This is a genomic window from Streptomyces narbonensis (assembly GCF_014649015.1).
GTDB lineage: Bacteria > Actinomycetota > Actinomycetes > Streptomycetales > Streptomycetaceae > Streptomyces > Streptomyces narbonensis.
In genome coordinates this window covers 383,258-408,997 of record NZ_BMSF01000001.1, presented here as the reverse complement: position 1 = coordinate 408,997, position 25,740 = coordinate 383,258, and the positions used below count along the sequence as shown (strand labels likewise).

The 25,740-nt window shown below is 71.7% G+C and carries 21 protein-coding genes; 11 read left to right on the top strand and 10 right to left on the bottom strand.

The window, feature by feature from the left end; all coding sequences use genetic code 11:
• Positions 1-53 precede the first annotated feature (53 nt).
• The gene (locus IE124_RS01765; protein WP_189504047.1) at positions 54-1,199 is read right to left on the bottom strand and encodes a PP2C family protein-serine/threonine phosphatase; all 1,146 of its coding nucleotides are present in this window, start codon (positions 1,197-1,199) and stop codon (positions 54-56) included.
• 106 nt (positions 1,200-1,305) lie between these two features.
• Between IE124_RS01765 and IE124_RS01760 the strand changes: the two genes are divergently transcribed.
• Complete coding sequence (locus IE124_RS01760; RefSeq protein ID WP_189504045.1) at positions 1,306-2,535, top strand: GNAT family N-acetyltransferase; 1,230 nt, start codon at positions 1,306-1,308, stop codon at positions 2,533-2,535.
• A gap of 86 nt (positions 2,536-2,621) precedes the next feature.
• On the opposite strand, the gene IE124_RS01755 is transcribed toward IE124_RS01760, so the two are convergent.
• Entirely contained in the window at positions 2,622-3,431 is an 810-nt protein-coding gene (locus IE124_RS01755) for an Fpg/Nei family DNA glycosylase (protein ID WP_189504043.1), read from the bottom strand.
• The gene (locus tag IE124_RS01750) at positions 3,431-3,925 is read right to left on the bottom strand and encodes a ribose-5-phosphate isomerase (protein ID WP_189504041.1); all 495 of its coding nucleotides are present in this window, start codon (positions 3,923-3,925) and stop codon (positions 3,431-3,433) included. The genes IE124_RS01755 and IE124_RS01750 overlap by 1 nt, the downstream gene beginning before the upstream one ends.
• Before the next feature lie 196 nt (positions 3,926-4,121).
• Between IE124_RS01750 and IE124_RS01745 the strand changes: the two genes are divergently transcribed.
• Positions 4,122-5,579, top strand: a complete 1,458-nt coding sequence (locus IE124_RS01745; RefSeq protein ID WP_189504038.1) for an amino acid permease — start codon at positions 4,122-4,124, stop codon at positions 5,577-5,579.
• Between the two features lie 74 nt (positions 5,580-5,653).
• Here IE124_RS01745 and IE124_RS01740 read toward each other — a convergent pair whose 3' ends face one another.
• The gene (locus IE124_RS01740) at positions 5,654-6,247 is read right to left on the bottom strand and encodes a biotin transporter BioY (protein WP_189504036.1); all 594 of its coding nucleotides are present in this window, start codon (positions 6,245-6,247) and stop codon (positions 5,654-5,656) included.
• A gap of 256 nt (positions 6,248-6,503) precedes the next feature.
• Here IE124_RS01740 and IE124_RS01735 point away from each other — a divergent pair, with 256 nt between their 5' ends.
• From IE124_RS01735 to IE124_RS01725, 3 genes are all read left to right on the top strand, one after another.
• Positions 6,504-7,877 (top strand): amino acid permease, encoded by a 1,374-nt coding sequence (locus tag IE124_RS01735; protein WP_189504033.1) that lies wholly within the window; start codon positions 6,504-6,506, stop codon positions 7,875-7,877.
• 117 nt (positions 7,878-7,994) lie between these two features.
• Positions 7,995-9,419 (top strand): amino acid permease, encoded by a 1,425-nt coding sequence (locus tag IE124_RS01730; protein WP_189504031.1) that lies wholly within the window; start codon positions 7,995-7,997, stop codon positions 9,417-9,419.
• 191 nt (positions 9,420-9,610) lie between these two features.
• Positions 9,611-10,255, top strand: coding sequence for a superoxide dismutase (locus IE124_RS01725; RefSeq protein WP_189504029.1), 645 nt, complete (start codon positions 9,611-9,613; stop codon positions 10,253-10,255).
• 129 nt (positions 10,256-10,384) lie between these two features.
• Here the strand turns inward: IE124_RS01725 and IE124_RS01720 are convergent, their stop codons facing one another.
• Positions 10,385-11,020 carry a mycothiol-dependent nitroreductase Rv2466c family protein gene (locus IE124_RS01720; RefSeq protein ID WP_189504026.1) on the bottom strand — a complete coding sequence of 212 codons (636 nt, stop codon included), beginning with the start codon at positions 11,018-11,020 and terminating at the stop codon, positions 10,385-10,387.
• Positions 11,021-11,163: 143 nt separating this feature from the next.
• Between IE124_RS01720 and pepN the strand changes: the two genes are divergently transcribed.
• Positions 11,164-13,728 carry an aminopeptidase N gene (gene pepN, locus IE124_RS01715; RefSeq protein ID WP_189504023.1) on the top strand — a complete coding sequence of 855 codons (2,565 nt, stop codon included), beginning with the start codon at positions 11,164-11,166 and terminating at the stop codon, positions 13,726-13,728.
• Between the two features lie 199 nt (positions 13,729-13,927).
• A complete protein-coding gene (locus IE124_RS01710; protein WP_189504021.1) occupies positions 13,928-14,935 on the top strand; it encodes a hypothetical protein in 1,008 nt (335 codons plus the stop codon).
• A gap of 21 nt (positions 14,936-14,956) precedes the next feature.
• Here the strand turns inward: IE124_RS01710 and IE124_RS01705 are convergent, their stop codons facing one another.
• The 5 genes from IE124_RS01705 to IE124_RS01685 form a co-directional block, all read right to left on the bottom strand.
• Positions 14,957-16,123: a serine hydrolase domain-containing protein gene (locus IE124_RS01705; protein ID WP_189504019.1), complete on the bottom strand. Its 1,167-nt coding sequence runs from the start codon at positions 16,121-16,123 to the stop codon at positions 14,957-14,959.
• A gap of 142 nt (positions 16,124-16,265) precedes the next feature.
• A complete protein-coding gene (locus tag IE124_RS01700; RefSeq protein ID WP_189504017.1) occupies positions 16,266-16,733 on the bottom strand; it encodes an NUDIX hydrolase in 468 nt (155 codons plus the stop codon).
• 9 nt (positions 16,734-16,742) lie between these two features.
• Positions 16,743-17,321, bottom strand: a complete 579-nt coding sequence (locus tag IE124_RS01695) for an HPP family protein (protein WP_189504015.1) — start codon at positions 17,319-17,321, stop codon at positions 16,743-16,745.
• Positions 17,322-17,614: 293 nt separating this feature from the next.
• Positions 17,615-18,478: a PNPOx family protein gene (locus IE124_RS01690; RefSeq protein ID WP_189504013.1), complete on the bottom strand. Its 864-nt coding sequence runs from the start codon at positions 18,476-18,478 to the stop codon at positions 17,615-17,617.
• 44 nt (positions 18,479-18,522) lie between these two features.
• A complete protein-coding gene (locus IE124_RS01685) occupies positions 18,523-18,984 on the bottom strand; it encodes a VOC family protein (RefSeq protein ID WP_189504011.1) in 462 nt (153 codons plus the stop codon).
• Positions 18,985-19,114: 130 nt separating this feature from the next.
• On the opposite strand from IE124_RS01685, the gene IE124_RS01680 reads away from it, so the two are divergent.
• The 4 genes from IE124_RS01680 to IE124_RS01665 all read left to right on the top strand — a co-directional run bounded on the left by IE124_RS01680 (position 19,115) and on the right by IE124_RS01665 (position 25,693).
• Positions 19,115-19,657 carry a CGNR zinc finger domain-containing protein gene (locus IE124_RS01680; protein ID WP_189504009.1) on the top strand — a complete coding sequence of 181 codons (543 nt, stop codon included), beginning with the start codon at positions 19,115-19,117 and terminating at the stop codon, positions 19,655-19,657.
• 194 nt (positions 19,658-19,851) lie between these two features.
• Complete coding sequence (locus tag IE124_RS01675) at positions 19,852-23,172, top strand: S8 family serine peptidase (RefSeq protein ID WP_189504008.1); 3,321 nt, start codon at positions 19,852-19,854, stop codon at positions 23,170-23,172.
• Between the two features lie 238 nt (positions 23,173-23,410).
• On the top strand, positions 23,411-24,427 hold the full coding sequence (locus tag IE124_RS01670; protein ID WP_189504721.1) for an aspartate-semialdehyde dehydrogenase: 1,017 nt from the start codon (positions 23,411-23,413) through the stop codon (positions 24,425-24,427).
• Between the two features lie 81 nt (positions 24,428-24,508).
• Entirely contained in the window at positions 24,509-25,693 is a 1,185-nt protein-coding gene (locus IE124_RS01665; RefSeq protein WP_189504006.1) for a TerD family protein, read from the top strand.
• Positions 25,694-25,740: the final 47 nt, after the last annotated feature.

Below are 25,740 nucleotides of genomic sequence, written 5' to 3'. Positions count from 1 at the left end.
AGCCGGACTCACACGGCCGCCCCGCCCGTGCGAGCCGTACCTGGCCTGCGTGTTCAGGCGCGGCGGGAGATGAGGAGGAGGGCCCGGTCGTCGTTGACGTCCTTGGCGACGGCCTCGATCAGGTGCCAGGTGACGCCCTCGAAGCCCTCGGCGACGCAGCGGTCGGCCTCGCCGGTGAGGCGGTCGATGCCCTCGGCGATGTCCCGGTCGGCGGCCTCGACGAGGCCGTCGGTGAAGAGCATGAGGACGTCGCCGGGCAGCAGCGAGCCCTTGACCGGGTGGAACTCGGCCCCGTCGTAGACACCGAGGAGGGGGCCGTCCGCGGCCTTCTCCTCCCAGCGGCCGTTGCCCGCGTGGAGCTGGAGCGCGGGGAGGTGCCCGGCGGAGAAGAGCTCGTAGTCGCCGGATTCCAGGTCGAGGACGAGGTGGATGGAGGTGGCGAAGCCCTCGTCCCAGTTCTGCCGGAGCAGGTAGCCGTTGGCGGCGGGCAGGAAGCCGTGGGGCGGGAGCGAGCCGAGGAGGCCGCCGAAGGCGCCGGACAGGAGGAGGGAGCGGGAGGCGGCGTCCATGCCCTTGCCCGAGACGTCCGTCAGGACGACCTCCAGGGTGCGGCCGCCGTGGGTGCGGGCTGCGACGACGAAGTCGCCGGAGAAGGACTGGCCGCCGGCCGGGCGGAGCGCCATCTCGCGGTGCCAGCCCTGCGGGAGCCGGGGCAGGGCGCTCTGGACGCGGATGCGTTCGCGCAGGTCGAAGAGCATGGTGCCGCCGCGCCGCCAGGGCACGCCGACACGGGCGCGGAACTGGGCGATGAGGAGGCCGAAGAGTCCGCAGGCGGCGACGGTGAGGACGGTGCCGGGGGTGACCCGGGCGGGGCCCTGGGTGTACGGGCCGAGGACGACGGACTCGACGATGAGGGCGCCGGCGGCGGCCGCGTACAGGCCGAGCAGGCTGGCAGGGCGGAGCAGTAGTCCGCCGGCGACGATGGGCAGGACGAGAGCGGAGGGCGCGCACCAGACCGGGTCGAGGAGGGTGCCGCAGGCGATGGCCGGGATCATCAGCAGGAGTCCGGCGAAGGCGAGCCAGTCGGAGCCGTCCCCGCGGAAGTAGTCGACGCCGGACCTGCGCAGCGCGATGCGGGCCCGGCGGGCGCGCCTGCGCGTCCGGGCCGCGTACGTGTTCACTCCCGCGCGGTGTCCCATTGGCCTGGACCCTATCCACCTCGTCCGTCATCGTGCAGGGGTACCCCGGTGACAATGTGCGTGAAATCGGGTCGCCCTGGACGCGCCGCGCTGATATCGATGGCATATGACGACTGAACTGCGGGTTCTCGACCCGACCGAGTGGGATCGTTGGTTCGATGTCCTGGAGCTGGCGTTCGGGGGTGTGCCGGAGGCGCCGGAGGAGCGGACTCTGTGGCGCGACGTGACCGAGTTCGACCGTTTCCTGGGGGTGTGGGACGGCGATCTCTGTGTGGGGACGGCGGGCGCGTTCTCCTTCCGGCTCACGGTGCCGGGCGGGGCGTCGGTGCCGGCGGGCGGGGTGACGATGGTGAGCGTGGCGGGGACGCACCGCCGTCGCGGGATCCTGACCTCGATGATGCGGCGCCAGCTTGACGACCTGCGGGCTGCGGGCGAGTCGCTCGCGGTCCTGACAGCCTCGGAGCCGGAGATCTACGGGCGGTTCGGCTACGGCGTCGGCGCGTACGCGGCGCGGGCGACGATCGACACGACCCGGGTGCGGCTGTCGGTGCCGGAGGGCACGGACGGGGTGACCCTGCGCCTGGCGGACCTGACGGAGTCGTCCGCCGTGTGCGAGGCGGTGTACGCGAAGCTGGTGCCCGCGCGGCCGGGGATGATCGCCCGGCTGCCCGAGTGGGAGCGGCTGCCGCTGATCGACCCGCCGGACCAGCGGGAGGGTTCCTCGCCGCGGCTGTGCGTGCTCGCCGAACGGGCCGGGGAGGTCGTGGGGTTCGCGCACTACGCGATCAAGTCGGACTGGTCGTTCAAGGGTTCCGAGGGGTCCGTCGCGGTCCATCAGCTGATGGGGCTCGACGCGGTGGCGGAGGCGGCGCTGTGGCGGTTCCTCTGCTCGGTGGACCTGACCAAGGAGGTGCGGCTCAACGGCCGTCCGGTGGACGACGCCTGGCAGCACCTGGTGAGCGATGTACGGCGGTGCGCCCCGACGCTGCGGGACTCGCTGCACGTGCGTCTGGTGGAGGTGGGCGCGGCGCTGGAGGCGCGGACGTACCAGGCGCCGGTGGACGTGGTGTTCGAGGTCGAGGACGCATTCTGCCCCTGGAACGAGGGGCGTTGGCGGCTGACGGGTGACGGCAAGGGCGCGGTCTGCGTCCGGACGTCGGATCCTGCGGAGCTCGAACTGTCGGTACGGGAGCTGGGCGCCGCGTACCTGGGCGGGACGTCGCTGGTGTCGCTGGCGTCGGCCGGGCGGGTGCGGGAGCTGCGGGAGGGTGCGCTGGTGGAGGCGTCGGTGGGCTTCGGGTCGCCGGTGGCGCCTTGGCTGCCGCACGGGTTCTAGGCGGGCGGGCCCGGGCCCCTTTGGCGGGTCGCCCCTTTGGCGGGTCGCCCCATTAGTGGGTCGCCCCTTCAGGTGGCCCGGCCCCTCTAGCGGGTCTGGCAGCCGGGGCACCAGAAGAGGTTGCGGGCGGCGAGGCCGGCGGTACGGATCTCGTCGCCGCAGACGAGGCAGGGCTGGTGGGTCCTGCGGTAGACGTACACCTCGCCGCCGTGGTCGTCGACGCGCGGCGGGCGGCCCATCGCCTCGGGCGTGTGCTCGGGGCGGACCGTGTCGATGCGGTTGAGGCGGACGCCCTCGCGCATGAGCGCGGCGAGGTCCGACCAGATCGCGTCCCATTCCCGGCGCGCGAGGTCCTTGCCGGTGCGGTACGGGTCGATGCCGTGCCGGAAGAGGACCTCGGCCCGGTAGACGTTGCCGACGCCCGCGATGACCTTCTGGTCCATGAGCAGGGCGGCGATCGTCGTGCGGGACTTCGAGATGCGGCGCCAGGCCTTGTCCGGGTCGTCGGCGGCGCGCAGCGGGTCGGGGCCGAGGCGGTCGTGTATCGCCCGCTTCTCCGCGTCGGTGACGAGCGCGCAGGTCGTGGGGCCGCGGAGGTCGACGTACCCCTCGGGGTTCACGAGGCGCAGTCGCACGGTGTCGGTGGGCGGCGGCGCCGGGGCGTCGCCGAAGGCCACCTTGCCGAAGAGCCCGAGGTGGATGTGGATCCACTCCTCGCCCGGGAAGCCCAGGAAGAGGTGCTTGCCGTGGGCCTCGGTGGTCTCCAGGACGCTCCCGTCGAGCAGGGCCGCCGAGTCGGCGAACTTGCCCTGGGGGCTGGAGACGCGCACGGGCCGGCCGCCGAACCGCTCGCGGTGGTCGGCGGCCAGCCGGTGGATGGTGTGCCCTTCGGGCATCAGGCCGTGGGCTCCTGCGGGTGGTGGGCCGGGATCGCGGGGAGTTCGCCGGTGGTCTCGTACGCGCTGAGCATGTCGATCCGGCGGGTGTGGCGCTCGTCACCCGAGTAGGGGGTGCTGAGGAAGATCTCGACGAACTTCGTCGCCTCTTCCTGGGTGTGCATGCGGCCGCCGACGGAGATCACGTTGGCGTTGTTGTGCTCGCGGCCGAGGGCGGCGGTCTGCTCGCTCCAGGCGAGGGCGGCTCGCACCCCCTTCACCTTGTTCGCGGCGATCTGCTCGCCGTTGCCGGAGCCGCCGATGACGACGCCGAGGCTGTCCGGGTCCGCGGCCGTCTTCTCGGCGGCGCGCAGGCAGAACGGCGGGTAGTCGTCGAGGGCGTCGTAGATGTGGGGACCGCAGTCGACGGGCTCGTGGCCGTGAGCCTTGAGCCACTCGACGAGGTGGTTCTTGAGTTCGTAGCCGGCGTGGTCGGAACCGAGGTAGACGCGCATGGTGCCGAGTGTGGCATGTCCGGGGCCGGGTAACGGTCAGCGGGGTCGGGACGTTCACCCGGCCTGGTATGGACCTTCGCCTCTCGCGGAGTGGTCCACACAACTATCCGGAATGAGGTCTTCCGATCACACCTGTTCACAGTGTTCAATGCTCAGGCTCGCGACCCGAGCGCCCCCCACACGCAAGGAAGCGTTCATGAACACGCAACCGACCCTGACGAAGGACGGCGAGGAGACCGGCACCCCCGGGGCACCGCACTCCTCCGACGGCCTCAAGGCCGGTCTCAAGAACCGTCACCTCTCGATGATCGCCATCGGTGGTGTCATCGGTGCCGGCCTCTTCGTCGGCTCCGGCTCCGGCATCGCCGCGGCCGGCCCCGCGATCCTGCTGTCGTACTTCCTCGTCGGCGCCATGGTCGTCTTCGTGATGCGGATGCTCGGCGAGATGGCCGCCGCCCGCCCGTCCTCCGGTTCGTTCTCCGCCTACGCGGACCGGGCCCTCGGCCGCTGGGCCGGCTTCAGCATCGGCTGGCTGTACTGGTTCTTCTGGGTCGTCGTCCTCGCCGTCGAGGCGACCGCCGGCGCCAAGATCCTGGAGGGCTGGATCCCGGCCGTTCCGCAGTGGGGCTGGGCGCTCATCGTGATGGTGGTCCTCACCGCCACCAACCTCGGCTCCGTCGCCTCGTACGGCGAGTTCGAGTTCTGGTTCGCGGGCATCAAGGTCGTGGCCATCGGCGCCTTCGTCGTCATCGGCATGCTCGCGGTCTTCGGCGTGCTGCCGGGCTCGGACAACCCGGGCGAGGGATTCGCGCACCTCACCGACAGCGGGGGCTTCTTCCCGATGGGTGCGGGAGCGGTCCTCACCGGTGTGCTGATGGTCGTCTTCTCCTTCATGGGCAGCGAGATCGTCACCCTGGCCGCCGGTGAGTCCGAGGACCCGCAGAAGGCGGTCACCAAGGCCACCAACAGCGTGATCTGGCGGATCGGCGTCTTCTACCTGGGCTCGATCTTCATCGTCCTCACCCTGCTGCCGTGGAACGACAAGTCGATCGTCGAGAAGGGCTCGTACGTCGCCGCCCTCGACTCCATCGGCATCGCGAACGCCGGCCAGATCATGAACGTGATCGTCCTGACGGCCGTCCTGTCCTGCCTGAACTCGGGTCTCTACACCGCTTCCCGCATGGCGTTCTCGCTCGGCCAGCGCGGCGACGCGCCCAAGGCCTTCGCCAAGGTCAACAAGCGGGGCGTGCCGACGGCCGCGATCCTCGGCTCGGTCGTCTTCGGCTTCGTCGCGGTCTTCTTCAACTACAAGTGGCCGGACACCGTCTTCGCCTTCCTGCTGAACTCCTCCGGCGCCGTGGCGCTCTTCGTCTGGCTGGTCATCTGCGTGACCCAGCTGAAGATGCGCGGCATCATCCAGCGCGAGACGCCGGAGAAGCTCGTCGTGAAGATGTGGCTCTTCCCGTACCTGACCTGGGCGACGATCGGCATGATCGTCTTCGTCCTCGGCTACATGCTCTACGACGGCGGCAGCGCCCGTGAGCAGGTCGTGCTCTCGCTGCTCGTGGCCGCGCTCGTGATCGCGATCTCGCTGGTCCGGCAGAAGCTCGGGAAGGGCTCCGCCGAGTCCGAGCCGCAGCTCGACCGCGTGTGACCCCGTAGGTCCGTACGCGAAGAGGGCCCGTCGTTCCCCCGGGAACGACGGGCCCTCTCGTGTGTCGGCGGGGCTCAGCCCTTGCGGCCGACGAGCTTCCAGGCGGCCGGCAGGGCGCCCATGGCGAGGGCGGCCTTGAGGGCGTCGCCGATGAGGAAGGGGGTCAGCCCGGCGGCGACGGCCTGACCGAAGGTCATGCCGGTGGCGAGCGCCAGGTAGGGCACGCCGACCGCGTAGATGATCGCGGAACCGAGGGCCATCGCGCCGGCCGTGCGGAGCACCGAGCGGTCGGCGCCGCGGCGGGCGAGGGCGCCGACGACGGTCGCGGCGAGGAGCATGCCGAGGATGTAGCCGAAGGACGGCATGCCGTAGCCGGAGGTGGCCTGCGCGAACCACGGCACGCCCGCCATGCCGGCCACGGCGTACGTGGCGAGGGCCAGGAAGCCGCGGCGGGCGCCGAGCGCGGTGCCGACGAGCAGCGCGGCGAAGGTCTGGCCGGAGACCGGAACCGGGGAGCCGGGGACCGGGACGGAGATCTGCGCGGCGAGGCCGGTGAGGGCGGCGCCACCGACGACCAGGGCGATGTCGCGGGCGCGGCTCGCAGGGAGCAGGTCGGCGAGGACGGTGCCCGCACGGAGGGAACGGGCGGGGGCGGCGGCGGTGCTCATCGGTACTCCGCGGGGGGTGAGGGCGGGAGGGACAGGTTGACGGTATGCCAGGAGTGAGCGGCCGATCACCGTCAGCCGCCCACAAAGCAGCGGTCGAGCATTTCGTGGAGATCGAACAAAGACCGTCGATCGCGCGCTTCGCCACGTGACGCTTGTCACGTGGGATCTCGCCCATGGAGGTCCCTTTTGCGCCACGGGGCGTTCACTGGAGAGACTGTGGAGTCTCCATAAACCGCCAGAGAGCACGAGCCCCCACATGCACGACTCCCTCACTCCCGAACCGGAGCCCCTCTCCCACGGCCTGAAGCAGCGTCACCTGACGATGCTGGGGCTCGGCGGGGTGATCGGCGCCGGGCTCTTCGTGGGTTCGGGCGCGGGCATCGCGGTCGCCGGTCCCGGCATCGTGGTCTCGTACCTGATCGCGGGCGCGCTCGCGATGCTCGTCATGCGGATGCTGGGCGAGATGTCGGCGGCGATGCCCGCCTCCGGGGCGTTCTCGGTCCACGCCGAGCGGGCGCTGGGCCGCTGGGCGGGCTTCTCGGTGGGCTGGCTGTACTGGTTCCTGCTGGTCGTCGTCCTCGCCGTGGAGGCGACGGGCGCGGCGCGGATCGCGAACGGCTGGGCGCCGGGGGTCCCGCAGTGGACCTGGGTGCTGATCTTCATGGTCGTCTTCACCCTGGCCAACCTGGCGGCGGTGAAGAACTTCGGCGAGTTCGAGTTCTGGTTCGCCGCGCTGAAGGTCGGCGCGATCGTGCTGTTCCTGATCCTGGGCACGCTGGCGATCTTCGGTTGGCTGCCCGACACGGACCCCGTGGGGACGGCCAATCTGACCGGGCAGGGCGGCTTTCTGCCGAACGGCTGGGAGGGCGTGGTCTCCGGGGTCCTCGCCGTGATCTTCGCCTTCGGCGGCCTGGAGGTCGTCACCATCGCGGCGGCCGAGTCGGCCGACCCGGCGCGGAACGTGGCGCGGGCGGTGCGCAGCGCGGTGTGGCGGATCCTCCTCTTCTACGTGGGCTCGATGCTGGTCATCGTGACGCTGCTGCCGTGGACGTCGATGATGCCGGGACAGTCGCCGTACGTGGCGGTGCTCGACTCGATCGGGGTGCCGGCGGCGGGGCAGATCATGAACGTGGTGGTGTTCGTGGCGCTGCTCTCGGCGCTCAACGCCAATCTGTACGGGTCCTCCCGGATGGTCTTCTCGCTGGCGGAGCGCGGCGAGGCGCCGAAGGGGCTGCTCCGGGTCTCGGGCGGAGGGGTGCCGCGCCGGGCGGTGCTCGCCTCGGTGGCCTTCGGCTTCGTCTCCGTACTCCTCAATCTGAAGTGGCCGGACTCGGTCTTCCTCTACATGCTCAACGCGGTCGGCGCGGTGCTGCTCTTCGTCTGGGCGCTGATCGCGGTGTCGCAGCTGAGGCTGCGGCGGCGGATCGAGCGCGAGGCGCCGGAGACGCTGACGCTGCGGATGTGGGGCTTCCCGTGGCTGACCTGGGTGGCGCTCGCCGCGATGACGGCGGTGCTCGTGCTGATGCTGACGGACGAGGCGGCGCGTCCGCAGGTGCTGTGGTCGGGGGCGGCGACGGGGGCGGTGCTGCTGGTGGCGTGGGTGCGCGAGCTGCGCACGAAGCGGGCATGATTCTTCACTTTGTGTGAAAGTCGTGACCGTATAGCGGATACCGGTTCCTTCTGAGCGGTGCGGCCACCCAGACTGTGGGCTCCCCTCCCCGTCTCAGCTAGTGAACAGGGCTCGCCCATGTCTCGGACCACCGCGCCCGCGCCGGCCGACCGCAAGGACGGCGCGACCGCACCCGCCGAGGGCCTCACGCACGGCCTGAAGCAGCGCCACCTCTCGATGATCGCCCTCGGTGGCGTCATCGGCGCCGGACTCTTCGTCGGCTCCGGCGCCGGCATCGCCGCCGCCGGCCCCTCGATCGTCATCGCCTACGCCATATCGGGCATCCTCGTCATGCTCGTGATGCGCATGCTCGGCGAGATGTCGGCGGCGAACCCGGCCTCCGGCTCCTTCTCCGTCCACGCCGAGCGGGCCTTCGGCTCCTGGGCCGGCTTCACCTCGGGCTGGGCCTTCTGGTTCCTGCTCTGCGTCGCCGTCGGCCTGGAGGGCATCGGCGCGGCGAAGATCATGACCGGCTGGTTCCCCGGCAGCCCCGAGTGGGCCTGGGTTGCGCTCTTCATGGTGGTCTTCACCGTCACCAACCTGGCGGCCGTGAAGAACTTCGGCGAGTTCGAGTTCTGGTTCGCCGCCCTCAAGGTCGGCGCGATCGTCCTCTTCCTCGGCATCGGCGTGCTCGCCATCACCGGCCTCCTGCCCGGCACGGACGCCCCCGGCGCCGCGAACCTCACGGGTGACGGCGGCTTCTTCCCGCACGGCTCCGAGGGTCTGATCGTCGGCCTGCTCGCCTCCGTCTTCGCTTACGGAGGCCTGGAGACCGTCACCATCGCGGCCGCCGAGTCCGAGCACCCCGTGCAGGGCGTCGCGAAGGCGGTCCGTACGGCGATGTGGCGGATCGCGCTCTTCTACATCGGCTCGATGGCGGTCATCGTCACCCTCGTCCCCTGGGACGACAAGGCGGTCGTCGAGAAGGGCCCGTACGTCGCCGCCCTCGACCACCTGGGCATCCCGGCCGCCGGCCAGATCATGAACGTGGTCGTGCTCGTCGCCCTGCTCTCCGCGATGAACGCCAACATCTACGGCGCCTCCCGCATGGCCGGCTCGCTCGTCGCGCGCGGCCAGGGTCCGAAGGCGCTCGGCAAGCTCTCCGGCGGCGTCCCGCGCCCGGCGGTCCTCGTCTCCTCCGTCTTCGGCTTCGGCTGTGTGCTGCTGAGCTACTGGCGGCCGGACGACATCTTCATCTGGCTCCTCAACACCATCGGCGCGATCATCCTCGTCGTCTGGTTCTTCATCGCCGCCTCGCAGCTGGTGCTGCGCCGCCGCACCGAGCGCGAGGCGCCCGAGAAGCTGGTCGTGCGGATGTGGGCGTTCCCGGTGCTGACCTGGGTGGCACTGGCCGGCATGGCGGCGATCTTCTTCCTGATGGCCCGCGAGGAGGGCACGCGCGTGCAGCTGTACTGGACGGGCGGGCTGACCCTGCTGCTCGCCGCCGTCGGCTTCGTACGTCAGAAGTCCGCCCGGACGGCGGCAGCGGACCGTACGGCCTGATCTCCCTGCCGGATCCGCCGAGAAACGCCGACTCCCCCGCAAAACCCCCGAACCACCGCCCGGTTCGGGGGTTTCGCCATGTCCGGACCCCGGGACCTAGGGCGAAGGGCTGATCAACATGGACCGCACCTACTGTTAGCCTGCACTTGCATACGGGTTGCAATAAGAGGTCAGTCGAAGGGGCCGGGCACATGGCGATCTACACACTTCCGGAGCTGCCGTACGACTACGCGGCGCTGGAGCCGGTGATCAATCCGCAGATCATCGAGCTGCACCACGACAAGCACCACGCCGCGTACGTCAAGGGAGCGAACGACACCCTGGAGCAGCTGGAGGAGGCGCGCGACAAGGACCAGTGGGGCGCGATCAACGGCCTGGAGAAGAACCTGGCCTTCCACCTCTCCGGCCACATCCTCCACTCCATCTACTGGAACAACATGAACAGCCCGAAGGACGGTGGCGGCGGCGAGCCGCTGGCCGCCGACGGCGTCGGTGAGCTCGCGGACGCGATCACCGAGTCCTTCGGCTCCTTCGCCAAGTTCAAGGCGCAGCTGACGAAGGCCTCCGCGACGACCCAGGGCTCCGGCTGGGGCGTCCTCGCCTACGAGCCGGTCAGCGGCCGCCTCGTCGTCGAGCAGGTCTACGACCACCAGGGCAACGTCGGCGTGGGTTCGGTCCCGGTCCTCGTCTTCGACGCCTGGGAGCACGCCTTCTACCTGCAGTACAAGAACCAGAAGGTCGACTTCATCGAGGCCATGTGGCAGGTCGTCAACTGGCAGGACGTGAACAAGCGCTACCAGGCGGCCAAGGCCTCGGTCCCGCTGATCTCCTTCTGATCCGCGCCCGAAAGGGCCCCCCGCCGTCCTGCTCGTGATCGTCTTCTCAACCTTCACCTGCGGACGTAAAGAGGAAGAACCCCCGTGATGACGTGAATCACGGGGGTTCTTCTGTGCCTGCGGCGCCGCCTACTCGAAGCTGGGGCCCGCCGTCCGGGTGCGCTTGATCTCGTAGAAGCCCGGCGTCGACGCCACGAGCAGCGTGCCGTCCCAGAGCCGGGCCGCCGCGTCGCCGCGCGGGGTCGGGGTGACGACGGGGCCGAAGAAGGCGACCTCGTCGCCCGTCGGGCCCGGCACCGCGATGACGGGGGTGCCGACGTCCTGGCCGACCTTGCCTATGCCCTCGTGGTGGGAGGCGCGCAGCTCGGTGTCGTACGTGTCCTTGTCGGCGTACTCCACCAGGTCCTCGGGCAGGCCGACGTCCGTCAGCGCGCCGACGATCGCCTCGCGGGTCGGGCCCTCGCCGTTGTTGTGGAAGCGGGTGCCGAGCGCCGTGTAGAGCTTGCCGACGACCTCGTCGCCGTGCAGCTGCTGGGCGGCGATGACCACACGGACAGGGCCCCAGGCCTTGGTCTCCAGCATCTCGCGGTACTCGGCCGGGACCTCGTCGAGCCGGTTCTCGTTGAGCACGGCCAGGCTCATGACCTTCCAGCGCACGTCGACCGGGCGGACCTGCTCCACCTCCAGCATCCAGCGGGAGGTCATCCAGGCCCACGGGCACAGCGGGTCGAAGTAGAAGTCTGCGGTGGTCCTGCTCTCGGACATGTCACTCCTCGGTACGGACGTGTTGACGGTGGTGCGCCGAAAGGAGCAAACACCACGGGCCGTCACGGGCATTCCCGTGTGCCGCGCGACAGTGGCACATGGGAGGATCGGTGCTGTTTCGAACGTGCCACGAAGGAGTGACCGTGCCCGGTGAGAATCTGTCCCGCGACGAGGCCCACGAGCGGGCCGCGCTGCTGTCCGTCGACGGGTACGAGGTCGTCCTCGACCTGCGCTCGGCGGTCGGCGACTCCGCCGAGGCGGTGCGCACCTTCCGCTCGGAGACGACGATCCGCTTCCGCCGCACCGGCGAGGGCACGAGCACGTTCGTCGACCTGATCGCCCCTTCCGTGAACGCGGTCACCCTCAACGGCCGCTCGCTGGACCCGGCCGTCGTCTTCGACGGCTCGCGGATCGCGATCGACGGCCTCGCCGACGAGAACGTGCTCGTCGTGGACGCGCAGTGCGCCTACAGCCGGACCGGCGAGGGCATGCACCGCTTCGTCGACCCGGAGGACGGCGAGGTCTACCTCTACACGCAGTACGAGCCGGCCGACGCCCGCCGGGTGTACGCCAACTTCGAGCAGCCCGACCTCAAGGCCCCGTACCGCTTCGCGGTGACCGCGCCCGAGGGCTGGACGGTCTGGTCGAACGGCGCCGGGGAGCGGGACGCCGAGGGCGTGTGGCGGTTCGCCGAGACGAAGCCGATCTCCACCTACATCACGTGCGTCGTGGCCGGCCCCTACCACTACGTGACGGACAGCTACACGCGTGCGCTCGCCGACGGGTCCGAGCTGGAGATCCCGCTCGGCGCGATGTGCCGCAAGAGCCTCGCGAAGCACTTCGACGCGGACGACGTCTTCCTGATCACCAAGCAGGGCTTCGACTTCTTCCACGCCAACTTCGACTACCCGTACCCCTTCGGGAAGTACGACCAGGCCTTCGTCCCCGAGTACAACCTCGGCGCGATGGAGAACCCGGGCATGGTGACCTTCCGCGAGGAGTACATCTACCGGGGCAAGGTCACCCAGGCCGCCTACGAGAGCCGGGCCAACGTCATCCTCCACGAGATGGCGCACATGTGGTTCGGCGACCTCGTCACCATGGTGTGGTGGGACGACCTGTGGCTGAAGGAGTCCTTCGCGGACTTCATGGGCTCCTTCGTGAACGCCGAGGCGACCCGCTTCACCAACAGCTGGGTCACCTTCGCCAACAACCGCAAGGCCTGGGCCTACCGCGCCGACCAGCTGCCGTCCACGCACCCGATCACGGCCGACATCCGTGACCTGGAGGACGCCAAGCTCAACTTCGACGGCATCACCTACGCCAAGGGCGCGTCGGTGCTGAAGCAGCTCGTCGCGTACGCGGGCCGGGACGCCTTCCTGGAGGGCGCGCGCCGCTACTTCAAGCGTCACGCCTACGGGAACACGCGCCTCGCCGACCTCCTCTCGATCCTGGAGGAGACCTCGGGCCGGGACATGACGTCCTGGGCGAAGTCCTGGCTCCAGACCTCCGGCGTGAACACGCTGACGCCGGCCGTCACCTACGACGCGGAGGGCCGGATCACCGAGCTCGCCGTCGTCCAGGAGGGCGGCGAGCCGCGTCCGCACCGCGCGGCGGTCGGCCTCTACCGACTGTCCGCCGACGGCGACCTCGTGCGCTTCGCCCGCGCCGAGGCCGACATCACCGGCGCCCGGACGGTCGTCGCGGAGCTTGCGGGCGAGGAGAAGCCCGACCTGGTGCTCGTCAACGACGACGACCTGACCTACTGCAAGGTCCGCTTCGACGAGGGCTCGCTCGCCACCCTGCGCGCACACCTCGGCGACATCACCGACCCGCTGGCCCGCGCCCTGTGCTGGTCGGCGCTGTGGAACCTGACCCGTGACGGGCTGATGCCCGCCCGGGACTTCGTCTCCGTCGCGCTCGCCTTCGCGGGCCGCGAGACGGACATCGGCGTGGTCCAGATGGTGCACGCCTGGACGAAGTCGGCAGTCACGCTCTACGCGGCGCCCGAGTGGCGCGAGGAGGGCGGGCGGCTGCTCGCCGAGGGCGGGCTGCGCGAGCTGCGGCTGGCCGAGCCGGGCAGCGAGCACCAGCTGACCTGGGCGCGGTTCTTCGCGGCCACGGCCGGTTCGGACGCCGACTTCCAGCTCCTGGAGGGGCTGCTCGACGGCACGGCGAAGATCGACGGGCTCGACGTCGACCAGGAGCTGCGCTGGGCGCTGCTCTCCCCGCTGGCCGTGCACGGCCGGGCGGACGAGGACCGGATCGCCGAGGAGCTGTCCCGGGACGACACGGCGACGGGCAAGCGCCACCAGGTGCGGCTGCTCGCCTCGCGGCCCTCGGCCGCGGTCAAGGCGCAGGCCTGGGCGCAGGTCGTCGAGTCGGACACGCTGTCGAACGCGCTGGTCGAGGCGACGATCGCGGGCTTCGTCCAGCCCTCGCAGCGCGAGCTGATCGCGCCGTACGCGGAGAAGTACTTCGCGGCGATCGAGCAGCTGTGGGCCGACCGGTCGATCCAGATCGGCATGGACGTCGTCAGGGGTCTCTTCCCGGGACTCCAGGACAGTGACGAGACGCTGGCCGCGGCGGACGCCTGGCTGACGGCGCACGAGTCGGCCGCGCCGGCGCTGCGCCGCCTCGTCCTGGAGGCGCGGGACGACCTGGCGCGGGCGCTGCGCGCGCAGGCCTGCGACCGCCTGGCCGCGTAGGGCCGACGCTCCGACGGGGGCCGTGCGCTTCGGCGCGCGGCCCCCGTCGGCGTGCGGGTGCGGGTACAGGTGCCGCGCGCTCTGGAGGGCGCCCCTCATCGGCACTCGAACGTGCGTACTTTAGGGCGAGCTTGTCCCTAAATGTCGACGAGCGTGTAACAGAGGTTAGGGGAGCCTTCGGAAGCGGAAGACCCCCGGCATGAACCACAACACCCCCATCACCCCCCGCCCCCTCCCCCTCGCCTCGCGTACCGGCCGCACCCAACGGCTCGTATCCGCAGCACAGTTGAGGTCCCAGGGCGTCCCCGCCGGCGAGGTCGCCGCGCGCTGCCGGCCCGGTGGCGGCTGGCAGCAGCTGCTCCCCGGCGTCTTCCTCCTCAAGCCCGGCCCGCCGACCAGCGAGGACCGGCTGGGCGCCGCGCTCCTGTACGCCCGTCGGGGCGGGTCCGTGCCCCCGCAGGCCCCCGAGGCGATGATCACCGGCCTCGCCGCGCTGACCCTGCACCGCTTCTCCTCCGCTCCCCCGCTCACCGCCCTGGACCGGATCGACGTGCTCGTCCCGCGCACCCGGCGGCTGCGCTCCACCGGCTGGGTGCGGGTGGTGCGCGCCGCCGAGCACCCGGAGCCCGTGGAGCTCACCGGTCTCCCCGTCGCCCCGGCCGCCCGCGCCGTCGCCGACGCGGTCGCGGGCCTTGACGACGCGGAGACCGTACGCCGGCTGCTCACGGAGGCGGTCCGCGGCGGGCACTGCGAACCGGCGGCGATCGTCCGGGAGTTGAATCGGGCACGGCTGCTGACCCGGCCGCACGTGGTGGACGCGGTGGACACGCTCCTCGTGGAGGGGCGCTCGCTCTCCGAAGAGCGGCTGTACGAGATGGTGCGGGAGTTCGGGCTGCCGGACCCGCTGTGGAACGTGGACCTGCGGCTGCCGGGCGGCCCGCACCTCGGCGGGGTGGACGCCTACTGGCCGGACCAGGCGGTCGCCGTCGAACTGGACACCCGGGCGCCGCGGCAGGACGACGAGGCGCTGTGGTCGGAGTACACCCGCAAGCGCGAGCACCTGGAGCGGCTCGGCATCACGGTCGTCCACCTGACCCCGCGCAAGCTGCGCGAGGCCCTCGACCAGCAGGCCACCGTGGTCCGTACGGCCCTGATGGCCGCGCCGGACCGGCAGCCCAGCGCGTACGTCGTCGTCCTGCCGCGCTGACCCGGTGGAGGGCCGGCCGGATCAGCCCTTCGGGGTGACGCCGCAGAACTCGGCCTCCAGGACCGGCTGGGAGTCGCCCGTCCAGTCGGCGTTGAAGTTCAGGGCGAGGGAGTGGCGGCCGTCGCGGGTGACCTGCGCGTCGGAGGAGGAGCCGTGGATGCCGCCGCCGTGGCCCCAGATCTCCTTGCCACAGCTCAGCTTCTGCTTCATGAGCCCGAGTCCGTACCCCGCTTCGGGGAGATCGGGCGAGATCGGGACGGTGGTGGTCATCTCCTTCAGCTCGGCCTTCGGGAGCAGCTTGCCCTTGAGCAGCGCGCGGTAGAAGGTCTGCAGGTCGTTGGAGTCGGAGATCATCTCGCCGGCCGCGTAGGCGAGGGTGGGGCTGAGTTCGCTGACGTCGTGGACCTGCGCGTTCGGGTCGCGGTAGAGCTTGGACCAGGCGGGTGAGCTCGGCTTCGGCATCCGCACGTCGGTGCCGGGGACGCTGGTGGCGCGGAGCTTGAGCGGCTTGATGATGCGGTTCTCGACCGCCTTGCCGTACGGACGGCCGGTGACCTTCTCGATCACCATGCCGGCCAGGACGTAGTTGGTGTTGGAGTAGTTCCAGGCGGTGCCGGGGGTGAAGTCCGGCTCGTGGGTCATCGCGATGTCGACGAGCTGGCGCGGGGTCCAGCGGTCGTAGCGGTGCTCCAGGAAGCCGGGGCCGAAGACCTTCTCCTGGAAGCCGGGGTCGGAGGTGACGCTGTAGACGCCGCTGGTGTGGTTGAGGAGCTGGCGGACGGTGATCTTGCGGCCGTCGTGGCCGTTGCCCTGGACGACTCCGGGCAGCCACTTCTCGACCGGGTCGTCGAGGTCGATGCGGCCCTCGGCCTGGAGCTGGAGGAGCACGGTGGCGACGAAGGTCTTGGTGATGGAACCGACGCGGTAGCGGTCGTCGCCCTTGCGGACGCCGGCGGTGCCGGTCCAGGCGCCCTTCGCGTCGCGGGCCTGGGCGACGGCGCCGGGGACGCCCGCGGCGACGGCGGCGTCGAGGGCCTGCTGGGTGGCGGAGTGGCCCCGCTGCGGCTTGGCCGACGTCTTCGCCGGGGCGGGCGCGGCGGCGAGGGCGGGGGTGGCGAGCGCCGTGGCGGTGAGCCCCGCGACCAGGGCGGCGGCGAGGACGGTGCGGGTCGTGCGTACGGCTGACATGCGGGCTCCCCTGAAACTCTGCTGTGCGTACTGCGGTCGGCGGGGAGGACCGCGGGGTCTGCCGGACGGTTGAGAGGGCCGGTGACGGTTGAGCGCTTTTCAGCCCTTTGACGGCGAGGCACCGAAGGGCGCCGCGGAGGGGTCAGTCGTTCGACGGATGGGCGAGGCGGGAGCGGCCGACGGGGGGTCGCTCGCGCCACAGGTCGAGGCCGATGTCGACGAGTTCGACGCGCGGCAGGCCGGGGACGGCGTCGAGCGGGTGCCAGGCGGCGAGGTCGGTCGAGCCGCCGGTCTCGTTCCGCAGGACACCCCCGGTGACCTGTGCTTCGTAGATGATCCGCAGGCCCTGGAAGTCGCCGGGAGCGCCGAGGCGGCGAATCCAGTTCCGGCGGATCGAGTCGATGCCGAGGAGGGAGGTGGGTTCGGCGACGTACCCGGTCTCCTCCTCGACCTCGCGGACGACGGCGTCGACCGGCTCCTCGCCGTGGTCCATGCCGCCGCCCGGCAGGGTCCACCTCTTCCTGCCGTCGCTCGACACCCAGCGGGCGAGGAGGACCTCCCCGTCACGGACGCACACGGCGTAGGCCGCCACCCTCAACTCCTGCTTCATGCACAGAGGTTAGAACCAGTACGCGGGATATGCCCGCCCCGCGGCACGGGCGCCGGCGAGGCCGACGGCGACCAGGAGGAGGGAGGCGAGGGCGAGAAGGCCGATAAACGACCAGAAGTGCGGGGCCTGGAGCGCGACGATCACGGCGGTCGCCGCGGCGGGCGAGTGCGGGGTGCGGGCGCACATCATCACGCCGAGGGCGAGGCCGCCCGCGACGGCGGCGCCCCAGAGGCCGGGTCCGGCCACGGCGAGGACGGCGAAACCGGTGAGGGCGGAGAGCAGTTGGCCTCCGACGACCGAGCGCGGCTGGGAGAGCGGCAGGTCGGGGGCGCCCGCGACCAGCGCCATGCTCGCGGCGAGCGGCGGGATGAGCAGGGGCTGGCGGAGGAGGGTGCCGACGGCGACCAGGAGGAGGAGCGCGGTGACGGCGGTCGCGGTCCCGACGAGCAGGACCCGGGGGCGGGGGCGGGCGGGGGGCCGGGGGCGGGCCGGCGCGGGAGGAGCGGGGGCCGAGGCAGGGAGGGGGGCGGGGGCCGGGGTCGTGGCCTGCTCGGGGGCCGGGGTGACGTCCTGGGTGGTGGTGGGCACGGGCGGTCCTCGGTCAGCGGGGCGACGGGGCGGGCGGGGTAGGCGGCGCAGGCGGGGCGACGGGGCCGTCGGGGCGGCCGGGAGCCGGGGAGCCGGGCGGCTGGGTGCCCGGGAGTCGGGCGGCTGGAAGCCGGGCGCCCGGGAGCCGGGCAGCCGGGCGGCCGGGCAGCCGGGTGGACAGGAGCCGGGAGCCGGGCGGCCGGGCAGCCGGGAGTCGGGCGGCCGGGCGGCCGGTTGGCCAGGAGCGGGGCGGCCGGGAGCCGGGTAGCCGGGAGCCGGGTGGCCGGGGCGGGTCAGGGTGTCGGCGGGTTCGCCGGGGAGTACTCGGGCGGCGACCAGCGCAGGGGGCTGCCGCCCGGGGTCTCCACCGTGTGGTCGATCCGGAAGCGGACGACGCGGCCCTCGGGGCCGTACTCGGCGCGGGCGCGGCCGCTGAGCTGGAGCGTCGTCCCCGTCTCCCAGTCGAGGAAGAGCAGCCCGGCGCGGCCGTCCTCCGCCAGATTTCCCAGGGTCAGGAACATCGCGTTGCCGGGGTAGTCCCGCCAGCTGAGTTCCCGGGGCGTGTCGGCCCGGACGAAGCCCGGGTTGCCGCCGCGGTGGCTCGCGTCGACGCCGTCGGGCGCGGTGGTGGCGACGAAGAAGGTGTCGGCGGCACGGACGCGGCGCACCTGGTCGGGAGTGAGCGCCTCGCCGTGCCGCACGGCACCGGTCTCGGGGCGGCCGGGCTCGGAGCCGTACAACTCCCGCTTCTGGAGGTACTTCGGGCAGTTGGAGAAGACCTGGTCGGCCTCGATCGTGAACCCCCGGGCGCTGGGCCGCGCGATGCCGTTGAGGCGCATGCGGCGGCGGGTGCGGGGGTCGAGGGCGATCGTGCCGACGGGGGCGCCGTCGGGCGTGCCCTCGGGGAGGGCGGCGGCGACCGAGACCGTGTGCGGGCCGGTGGCCCGGACGAAGCCGGGCGGGCCGGTGAGGAGGCTCGACCAGACGCGGCCCTCCCGGTCCGCCGCGCCGATCACCAGCATCGGCTGGGCGTCCAGGAAGGCGGCGGCGACGGGGCGGATGCCGGGGGTGATGGAGCGGCCGACGTGGTCGGCGAGCTCCCGGACGCCCTCGTGCTCCTGCACGGCCAGGGAGCCGGGGTTGTACGCGGTGTTCACGTGGGCCTCCGGAGAGTGCGGGTCGTCGTGGCGCCGGACAGGTCCTAGAAGAAGCCGCAGGTCGGGGCCGAGTCGGACGGGGCCGGGGCGTCCTCCGCGCCCTTCGGGACCGAGATCTCCAGGCGGGTGCCGTCCGGGTCGTGGAAGAAGATGCCGCCGGAGGCCGCGCCCTCGCGGTGGGCGACGACGCCCTCGTACGCGAAGGAGGCGCCGTGCGCGGTGAGCGCGGCCTCGGCGGCGCGGACGTGCTCGATGGACTCGGCCTCGAAGGCGAGGTGGTGCAGGCCGGGCCGGCCGGAGTCGTACACGCCCTCGGACTGCTGCCAGAGGGTGAGGACCAGGCGGCCGTCCCGGCCGAGGAAGGCGTAGCGGCTGCCGCTCTCCTCCTCCTTGCCCTCGCCGAGGACCTCGAAGCCGAGGACGTCTCCGTAGAAGGCGAGCGAGCGTGCCAGGTCGGTGACGTTGAGGCCGACGTGGTGGGTGGCGAGTGTGCCGATCGCGGACATGGGTGTCCCTCCGTAGCAGTGGCCGGCCCCCTCGGGCTAACCGCTTAACTTCAGGTTAGAGGTTAGGTGCCGGAGACGTCAACCGCTCACGTACTCTTGAGGGGTTAGCTCACCGAGGAGGGTGCCCGCCATGACCGCCACCGACCCGCGGCCGCTCACCGGCGAGCCCGTCTCCCTCGACCTGCTCAACACCCGCTGGAACGTGGAAGGCGTCCGCCAGGACCTGCTCACCGACGTCGACGGGCTCGCCGTCTGGCTCGCCACCAACGGCCTGGAGGACCGGTTCGCCGCCGACGCCGGCACCCTGCGCCACACGCTCACCGCCCGGGACGCCCTCGGCGCGCTCGTCGACGCCCCCGGCGACCCCGCCGCCACCGCCCGCGTCGACGCCGTCCTCGGCCACGGCCGCATCCGGGCCACGCTCACCGCCGAAGGCCCCGGCGAGAAGGCCGAGTTCGCGGACCCCTCCTGGGGGCCCGGCTGGACCGCCGCCCGCGACTACCTCGACCTGCTGCGCACCGCGCCCGACCGCATCCGGGCCTGCGCCCACGAGGCGTGCATCCTGCACTTCTTCGACACCTCGCGGAACGGCACCCGCCGCTGGTGCTCGATGGCGGTCTGCGGCAACCGCGCCAAGGCTTCGCGCCACTACGCCCGTACGAAGGAGAGCTGACCCGGCCGGGCCGCGAACCCGCCCCGGTTCGCACCCCTTTCTCCCCTGTGGCGCATCGGGAGCGCTGGCGGGTTTACGCCGCGGCGGCAAACCGGCCCGGAGTAACTCTCCACAAACCCCTGTCGTTTACGAAAGGCTGAGCGGTCATCCGGCACCGAAATCCGGACTCTCTCCTTTCACAAACAGGGATGTAAATGACCACCCCCGAAACTCGGAGCTCCATACCCGGCAGCTCGACGCCCGGGCACAGACGAGCGGCCCGTATCGCCGCCGCTGCCGGCCTGGTCGCCGCGCTCGTCGCGACCGGCGCCGCGCCCGTGCTCGCCACCGAGGCACCGGTGACCACTCCCCCGGTGAAGTCCTCGGACCCGGCCGACAAGCTCGGCGCCATCGACGCCCAGCGCCTCACCGAGGCCGAGGTGAGCGGCGAGAAGAACGTCACCGTCCTCGTCGCCACCGCCCCCGGCGCCACCGAGCAGGTCGCGGGCCAGCTCGACGCCGTCCCCGGCGCCTCCGTCGGCAAGCAGCAGGACGCGCTCGGCTACGTCCGCGCCACGCTGCCGACCGCGAAGGCCGAGGCGGCCATCAAGGCCGCCACGAAGCTCTCCTCCGTCCAGTCGATCGACCTCCAGGCCGAGATCGTCCTGGACGACCCGACCCCGGACGCGGGCGCGCCCACCGGCTCCGTCGAGGGCACCACCGTCAAGACGACGTACCCGGCGCCGAGCAGGAAGACCCCGGCGAAGAACCCGTACAACCCCTCGCACGAGACGGGCGCGGTCGACTTCGTCGAGGACCACCCGAAGGCCGACGGCCGCGGCGTGACCATCGGCATCCTGGACTCCGGTGTCGACCTCGGTCACCCGGCCCTCCAGAAGACCACCACCGGCGAGCGCAAGATCGTCGACTGGGTCACCGCCACCGACCCGATCACCGAGGGCGACGCCACCTGGCGTCTGCAGAACGCCCCGGTCGCGGGCCCGGTCTTCACCGCCTCCTCGCAGAGCTGGAAGGCGCCCGAGGGCTCCTACCAGTTCAGCCGCTTCACCGAGGCGGTCACCGCGGGCGGCGACCCGGCCGGTGACATCAACCGTGACGGCGACACCACCGACGTCTTCGGGATGCTGTACGACCCGGCCGCCGGCACCGTCCGCGTGGACACCGACCAGAACAACGACTTCACGGACAACGAGCCGATGAAGCCGTACAAGGACGGGTACCAGACCGGCTACTTCGGTACCGACAACCCGACCACCGAGGTCGTCGAGAAGACGCCGTTCGTCGTCGAGATCCGCAAGGACGTCGCGATGGACCCGCTCGGCGGCAGCTGGGTCGGCCAGAAGCGCGACTTCGTCAACATCGGTCTCGTCGAGTCCTCCCACGGCACGCACGTCGCCGGCATCACCGCCGCCAACAGCCTCTTCGGCGGCCGGATGAACGGCGCGGCCCCCGGTGCGAAGATCGTCTCCTCGCGCGCCTGCACCTGGACCGGCGGCTGCACCAACACCGCCCTCACCGAGGGCATGACGGACCTCGTCGTCAACCGCGGCGTCGACATCGTCAACATGTCGATCGGCGGTCTGCCGCAGCTGAACGACGGCGACAACGTCCGCTCGCGCCTCTACACCCGCCTGATCGACACGTACGGCGTCCAGCTGGTCATCTCGGCCGGCAACTCGGGCCCCGGCATCAACACGATCGGCGACCCCTCGCTGGCCGACAAGGTCATCTCGGTGGGCGCGGCCGTCTCCAAGGAGACCTGGGCCGCCAACTACGGCTCGGCCGTCGAGAAGAAGTACGCCATGTTCCCCTTCTCCTCGCGCGGCCCGCGTGAGGACGGCGGCTTCACCCCGACGATCACCGCCCCCGGCTCGTCCGTGAACACCATCCCGACCTGGCTGGCCGGCGCCGGTGTCCCCGAGTCCGGCTACGCGCTGCCCGCCGGTTACGGCATGCTCAACGGCACCTCGATGTCCTCGCCGCAGGCGGCGGGCGCGAGCGCGCTGCTGCTCTCGGCCGCGAAGCAGAAGGGCATCGCCCTCTCGCCGCTGACGCTGCGCACCGCCCTCACCTCGACCGCGAAGCGCATCTCCGGTGTCGCCGCGCACGAGCAGGGCTCGGGCCTCATCGACATCGAGGAGGCCTGGGACTCGATCAAGGACGGCGCCACGGCGCACGACTACAAGGTCGAGGCCCCGGTCGACACCGCGATCTTCCCGGCCCCGCACACCGGCACCGGTGTGTACGACCGTGAGGGTGACCTCAAGGTCGGCCAGAAGCGCGTCTACGACGTCACGATCACGCGCACGAGCGGCCCGAACCGGTCGATCGAGCACGAGCTCGACCTCAAGTACAACGACGGCACCTTCCGCATCCTCGGCGACGACGAGATCGACCTGCCGCTGAACAAGCCGGTCACCGTCAAGCTCCAGGCCCGTGCCGCCACCGCCGGCGCGCACAGCGTCATCCTGGAGGCCGACGACGAGCGCACCGAGGGCGTCGACAAGCAGATCCTCGCGACCTCGATCGTCGCGAGCGACCTGGTCGCCCCCGGCTACGGCTTCTCCGCCTCCGGCTCGGTGCAGCGCAACAGCACCAAGCACTACTTCGTCACCGTGCCCGAGGGCGCCAAGACGCTGGAGATCTCGCTGGCCGGTCTGAAGGCGAAGAGCCAGACCCGCTTCATCGCGATCCACCCGTACGGCGTGCCGGTCGACCCGACCGCCACCACGGGCTGCTACCCGCACTACAACCCGGCGAACACCTGCCGCCCGGACCTGCGGTCCTACGCGAACCCGACGCCCGGCGTCTGGGAGATCGAGGTCGAGTCCCGCCGCACGTCGCCGGACCTGGACAACCCGTACACCCTGGGTGTCTCCGTGCTCGGCGCCGACTTCGACCCGGCCGTCCAGACGGTCGCCGAGGCGAAGATCGGCACCCCGGCCCCGGTCCAGTGGACGGTCGCGAACCGCTTCGCCGGCATCGAGGGCAAGCTCAAGGGCGGCCCGCTCGGCTCGCAGAAGAGCGAGACGCCGACCATCCAGCACCACGAGCAGCAGACGAAGACCGTCACCATCGGTGAGGGCGTCGAGCGTCTCGACATCGGCATCGGCAACACCTCCGACAAGGCCGCCGACCTCGACCTCACGGTCATGCTGAACGGCAAGCAGGTCGGTCAGTCCGCCGACGGCGACTCGGAGGAGTCCGTCTCCCTCGTGAAGCCGGCCGCGGGCACGTACACCGTCGTCATCGACGGCTACGCGATCCACGCCGAGGGCGGCACCACCTACGACTACAAGGACGTGTACTTCTCGTCCGCGCTCGGCACCGTCCAGGTCGACGCGGCGAAGACGTACCCCCTGGCCAACGGCGCTTCCGCGCAGGTCTCGGCCGAGGTCCTGGTCGCCGGTGCGGCTCCCGAGGGGCGCCAGTTCTTCGGCGAGGTCCAGCTGGTCAACGCCCGCGGCACCGCCGCGGGCGCCGGCAGCGTCCTGATCGGCGCCGTCACCCCGTAGTACCCGCAGCACCCCGTACGTGAAGGGGGCGGGCGCCGGAACCGGTGCCCGCCCCTTTCGCGTCCCGACACTCGTCCTGGTGATCGTCCCCGCCGTCGTCCCGACACTCGTCCTGGTGATCGTCCCCGCCGTCGTCCCGACACTCGTCCGTCCCTTGGACAATGGATTGGACAAGGCGCCCCGGGACATACGCATCATGGACCGGCAGCACCCTGCACATACGTACGGAGGAGTCCCCGTGAAGGTCGGAATCGTCGGAGCCACCGGTCAGGTCGGCACAGTCATGCGCAGCATCCTGGCCGAGCGGAACTTCCCCCTCGACGAGCTGCGGCTCTTCGCCTCCGCGCGCTCCGCCGGGACCGTCGTCGACGGTGTCACCGTCGAGGACGCCTCCACCGCCGACTACACCGGCCTGGACATCGTGCTCTTCTCCGCCGGTGGCGCCACCTCCAAGGCCCTCGCCGAGAAGGTCGCCTCCCAGGGCGCCGTCGTGATCGACAACTCCTCCGCCTGGCGCCGCGACCCCGAGGTCCCGCTGGTCGTCTCCGAGGTCAACCCGCACGCGATCAAGGACCGCCCCAAGGGCATCATCGCCAACCCGAACTGCACCACGATGGCCGCCATGCCGGTCCTCAAGCCCCTCCACCAGGAGGCCGGCCTCACCGCGCTGATCGCCACCACCTACCAGGCCGTCTCCGGCTCGGGCGTGGCCGGCGTCGCCGAGCTGCGCACGCAGGCCTGTGCCGTGGCCGAGACCGCCGACCAGCTGGCCTTCGACGGCGAGGCCGTGGAGTTCCCCGAGCCGGCCGTCTACAAGCGTCCGATCGCCTTCAACGTGGTCCCGCTGGCCGGCTCGATCGTCGACGACGGCTCCTTCGAGACCGACGAGGAGCAGAAGCTCCGCAACGAGTCCCGCAAGATCCTGGAGATCCCGGAGCTCAAGGTCTCCGGCACCTGTGTGCGCGTCCCGGTCTTCTCGGGCCACTCCCTCCAGGTCAACGTCCGCTTCGAGCGCCCGATCGGCGTCGAGCGCGCCTACGAGCTGCTGAAGGACGCCGAGGGCGTCGTGCTCTCCGAGATCCCGACCCCGCTCCAGGCCGCCGGCAAGGACGCCTCGTACGTCGGCCGCATCCGCGTGGACGAGACGGTCGAGAACGGCCTCGCGCTGTTCCTCTCCAACGACAACCTCCGCAAGGGCGCCGCGCTGAACGCGGTACAGATCGCGGAGCTCGTCGCGGCCGAGCTCAAGGGCTGACCCGCACCACCCTCCGGAGGGGCGGCTTCCCGTTGCGGGGAGCCGCCCCTCCGGCGTGCCCGCCCGTGCCAGAGTTCCCCCATGAACCGGATACCGACGGGGGCCGACGTCCCGGTGCCCCCGCAGGCCCTCCACGTCGCGGTCAGCTGGCGGACCGGGCACGGGGTGCCCGACGTGGACGTCTCGGCGCTGCTCCTCGGGGCCCGGGAGCGGGTGCGGGACGACGCCGATCTGGTCTTCTACAACCGGACCGACCACCCCTCGGGCGCCGCGCGGCACCTGGGGAGGTCGGCCCCGGGCGCGCCCGGCAGCCCGGCCGCGGACTGGCTGTGGCTGGACCTCGCGCGGGTGGAGCGGGACGTGGGGCGCGTGGTGATCGCCGCCTCCACGGACGGGGGCGCCTTCGGGCACGTGCCGGAGCTCGACCTGCGGGTCACGGACGGGGCAGGGAACCCGGTCGCCTATCGCGCGGTCGGGGGCGCGACGACGGAGACGGCCTTCGTCCTCGGTGAGTTCCACCGGCGGGACGGCGGCTGGTGCTTCCGCGCGGCCGGCCGGGGGTACGTCTCGGGGCTCGCCGGGCTCGCGACGGACTTCGGCATCGTGGTGGAGTCCCCGCCGCCGCCGATCCCGGGCCCCGGATACGTCCCGCCGCCCGCTCCCCCGGTGCCCGCGGCCCCGCCGGCCCCGGTGTCCGACCCGTACGGCGTGGAATTCCGGCCGGCCGTCTACCAGGGGCGCGGCAAGGAGACCGTGCGCTGCGACCCGGGGCTGCCGCCGGGCCACTGGGTGCTCCTGGAGATCGAGTCGTACCACTCGCTCTCCACCACCATCGAGACCTGTGACGCCCACGGCCGCGCCGCGGAGTACCTGCTCGCGGCGTACGAGGACGACGTCCGTGCCCGTACGGTCGCCCTCGTCCCGCGCGCCCGGCCGCTGACCCTGCGGGTGGAGGCCGACGCCCCCTGGACGCTGCGGGTCCTGCCGCTCTCGCACGCGCGCCGCTTCGACAGCCACGTCGAGGGGACCGCCCACGATCTGGTGGTCTACGAGGGGCCGCCCGCGGTCCTCGACGTCCTGCACCACGGCGAGTCCCGCTTCACCGTGCACCGGCACACCCCGCCGCACGACCCGCTCTATGACGACGAGGAGCGGGACCTGCTGGTCAACGGGGTCGGCGAGGTCCGGGCGAGCGTCGTGGTGCCGGGGCCGGGGCTGCTGCGGATCAGTGGTGACGGACCGTGGAAATGTGTCGTGCGCCGCTGAGGCACCCCGTGGAAGGATGGGCCAAACGTCACGAAACCGAGGAGTTG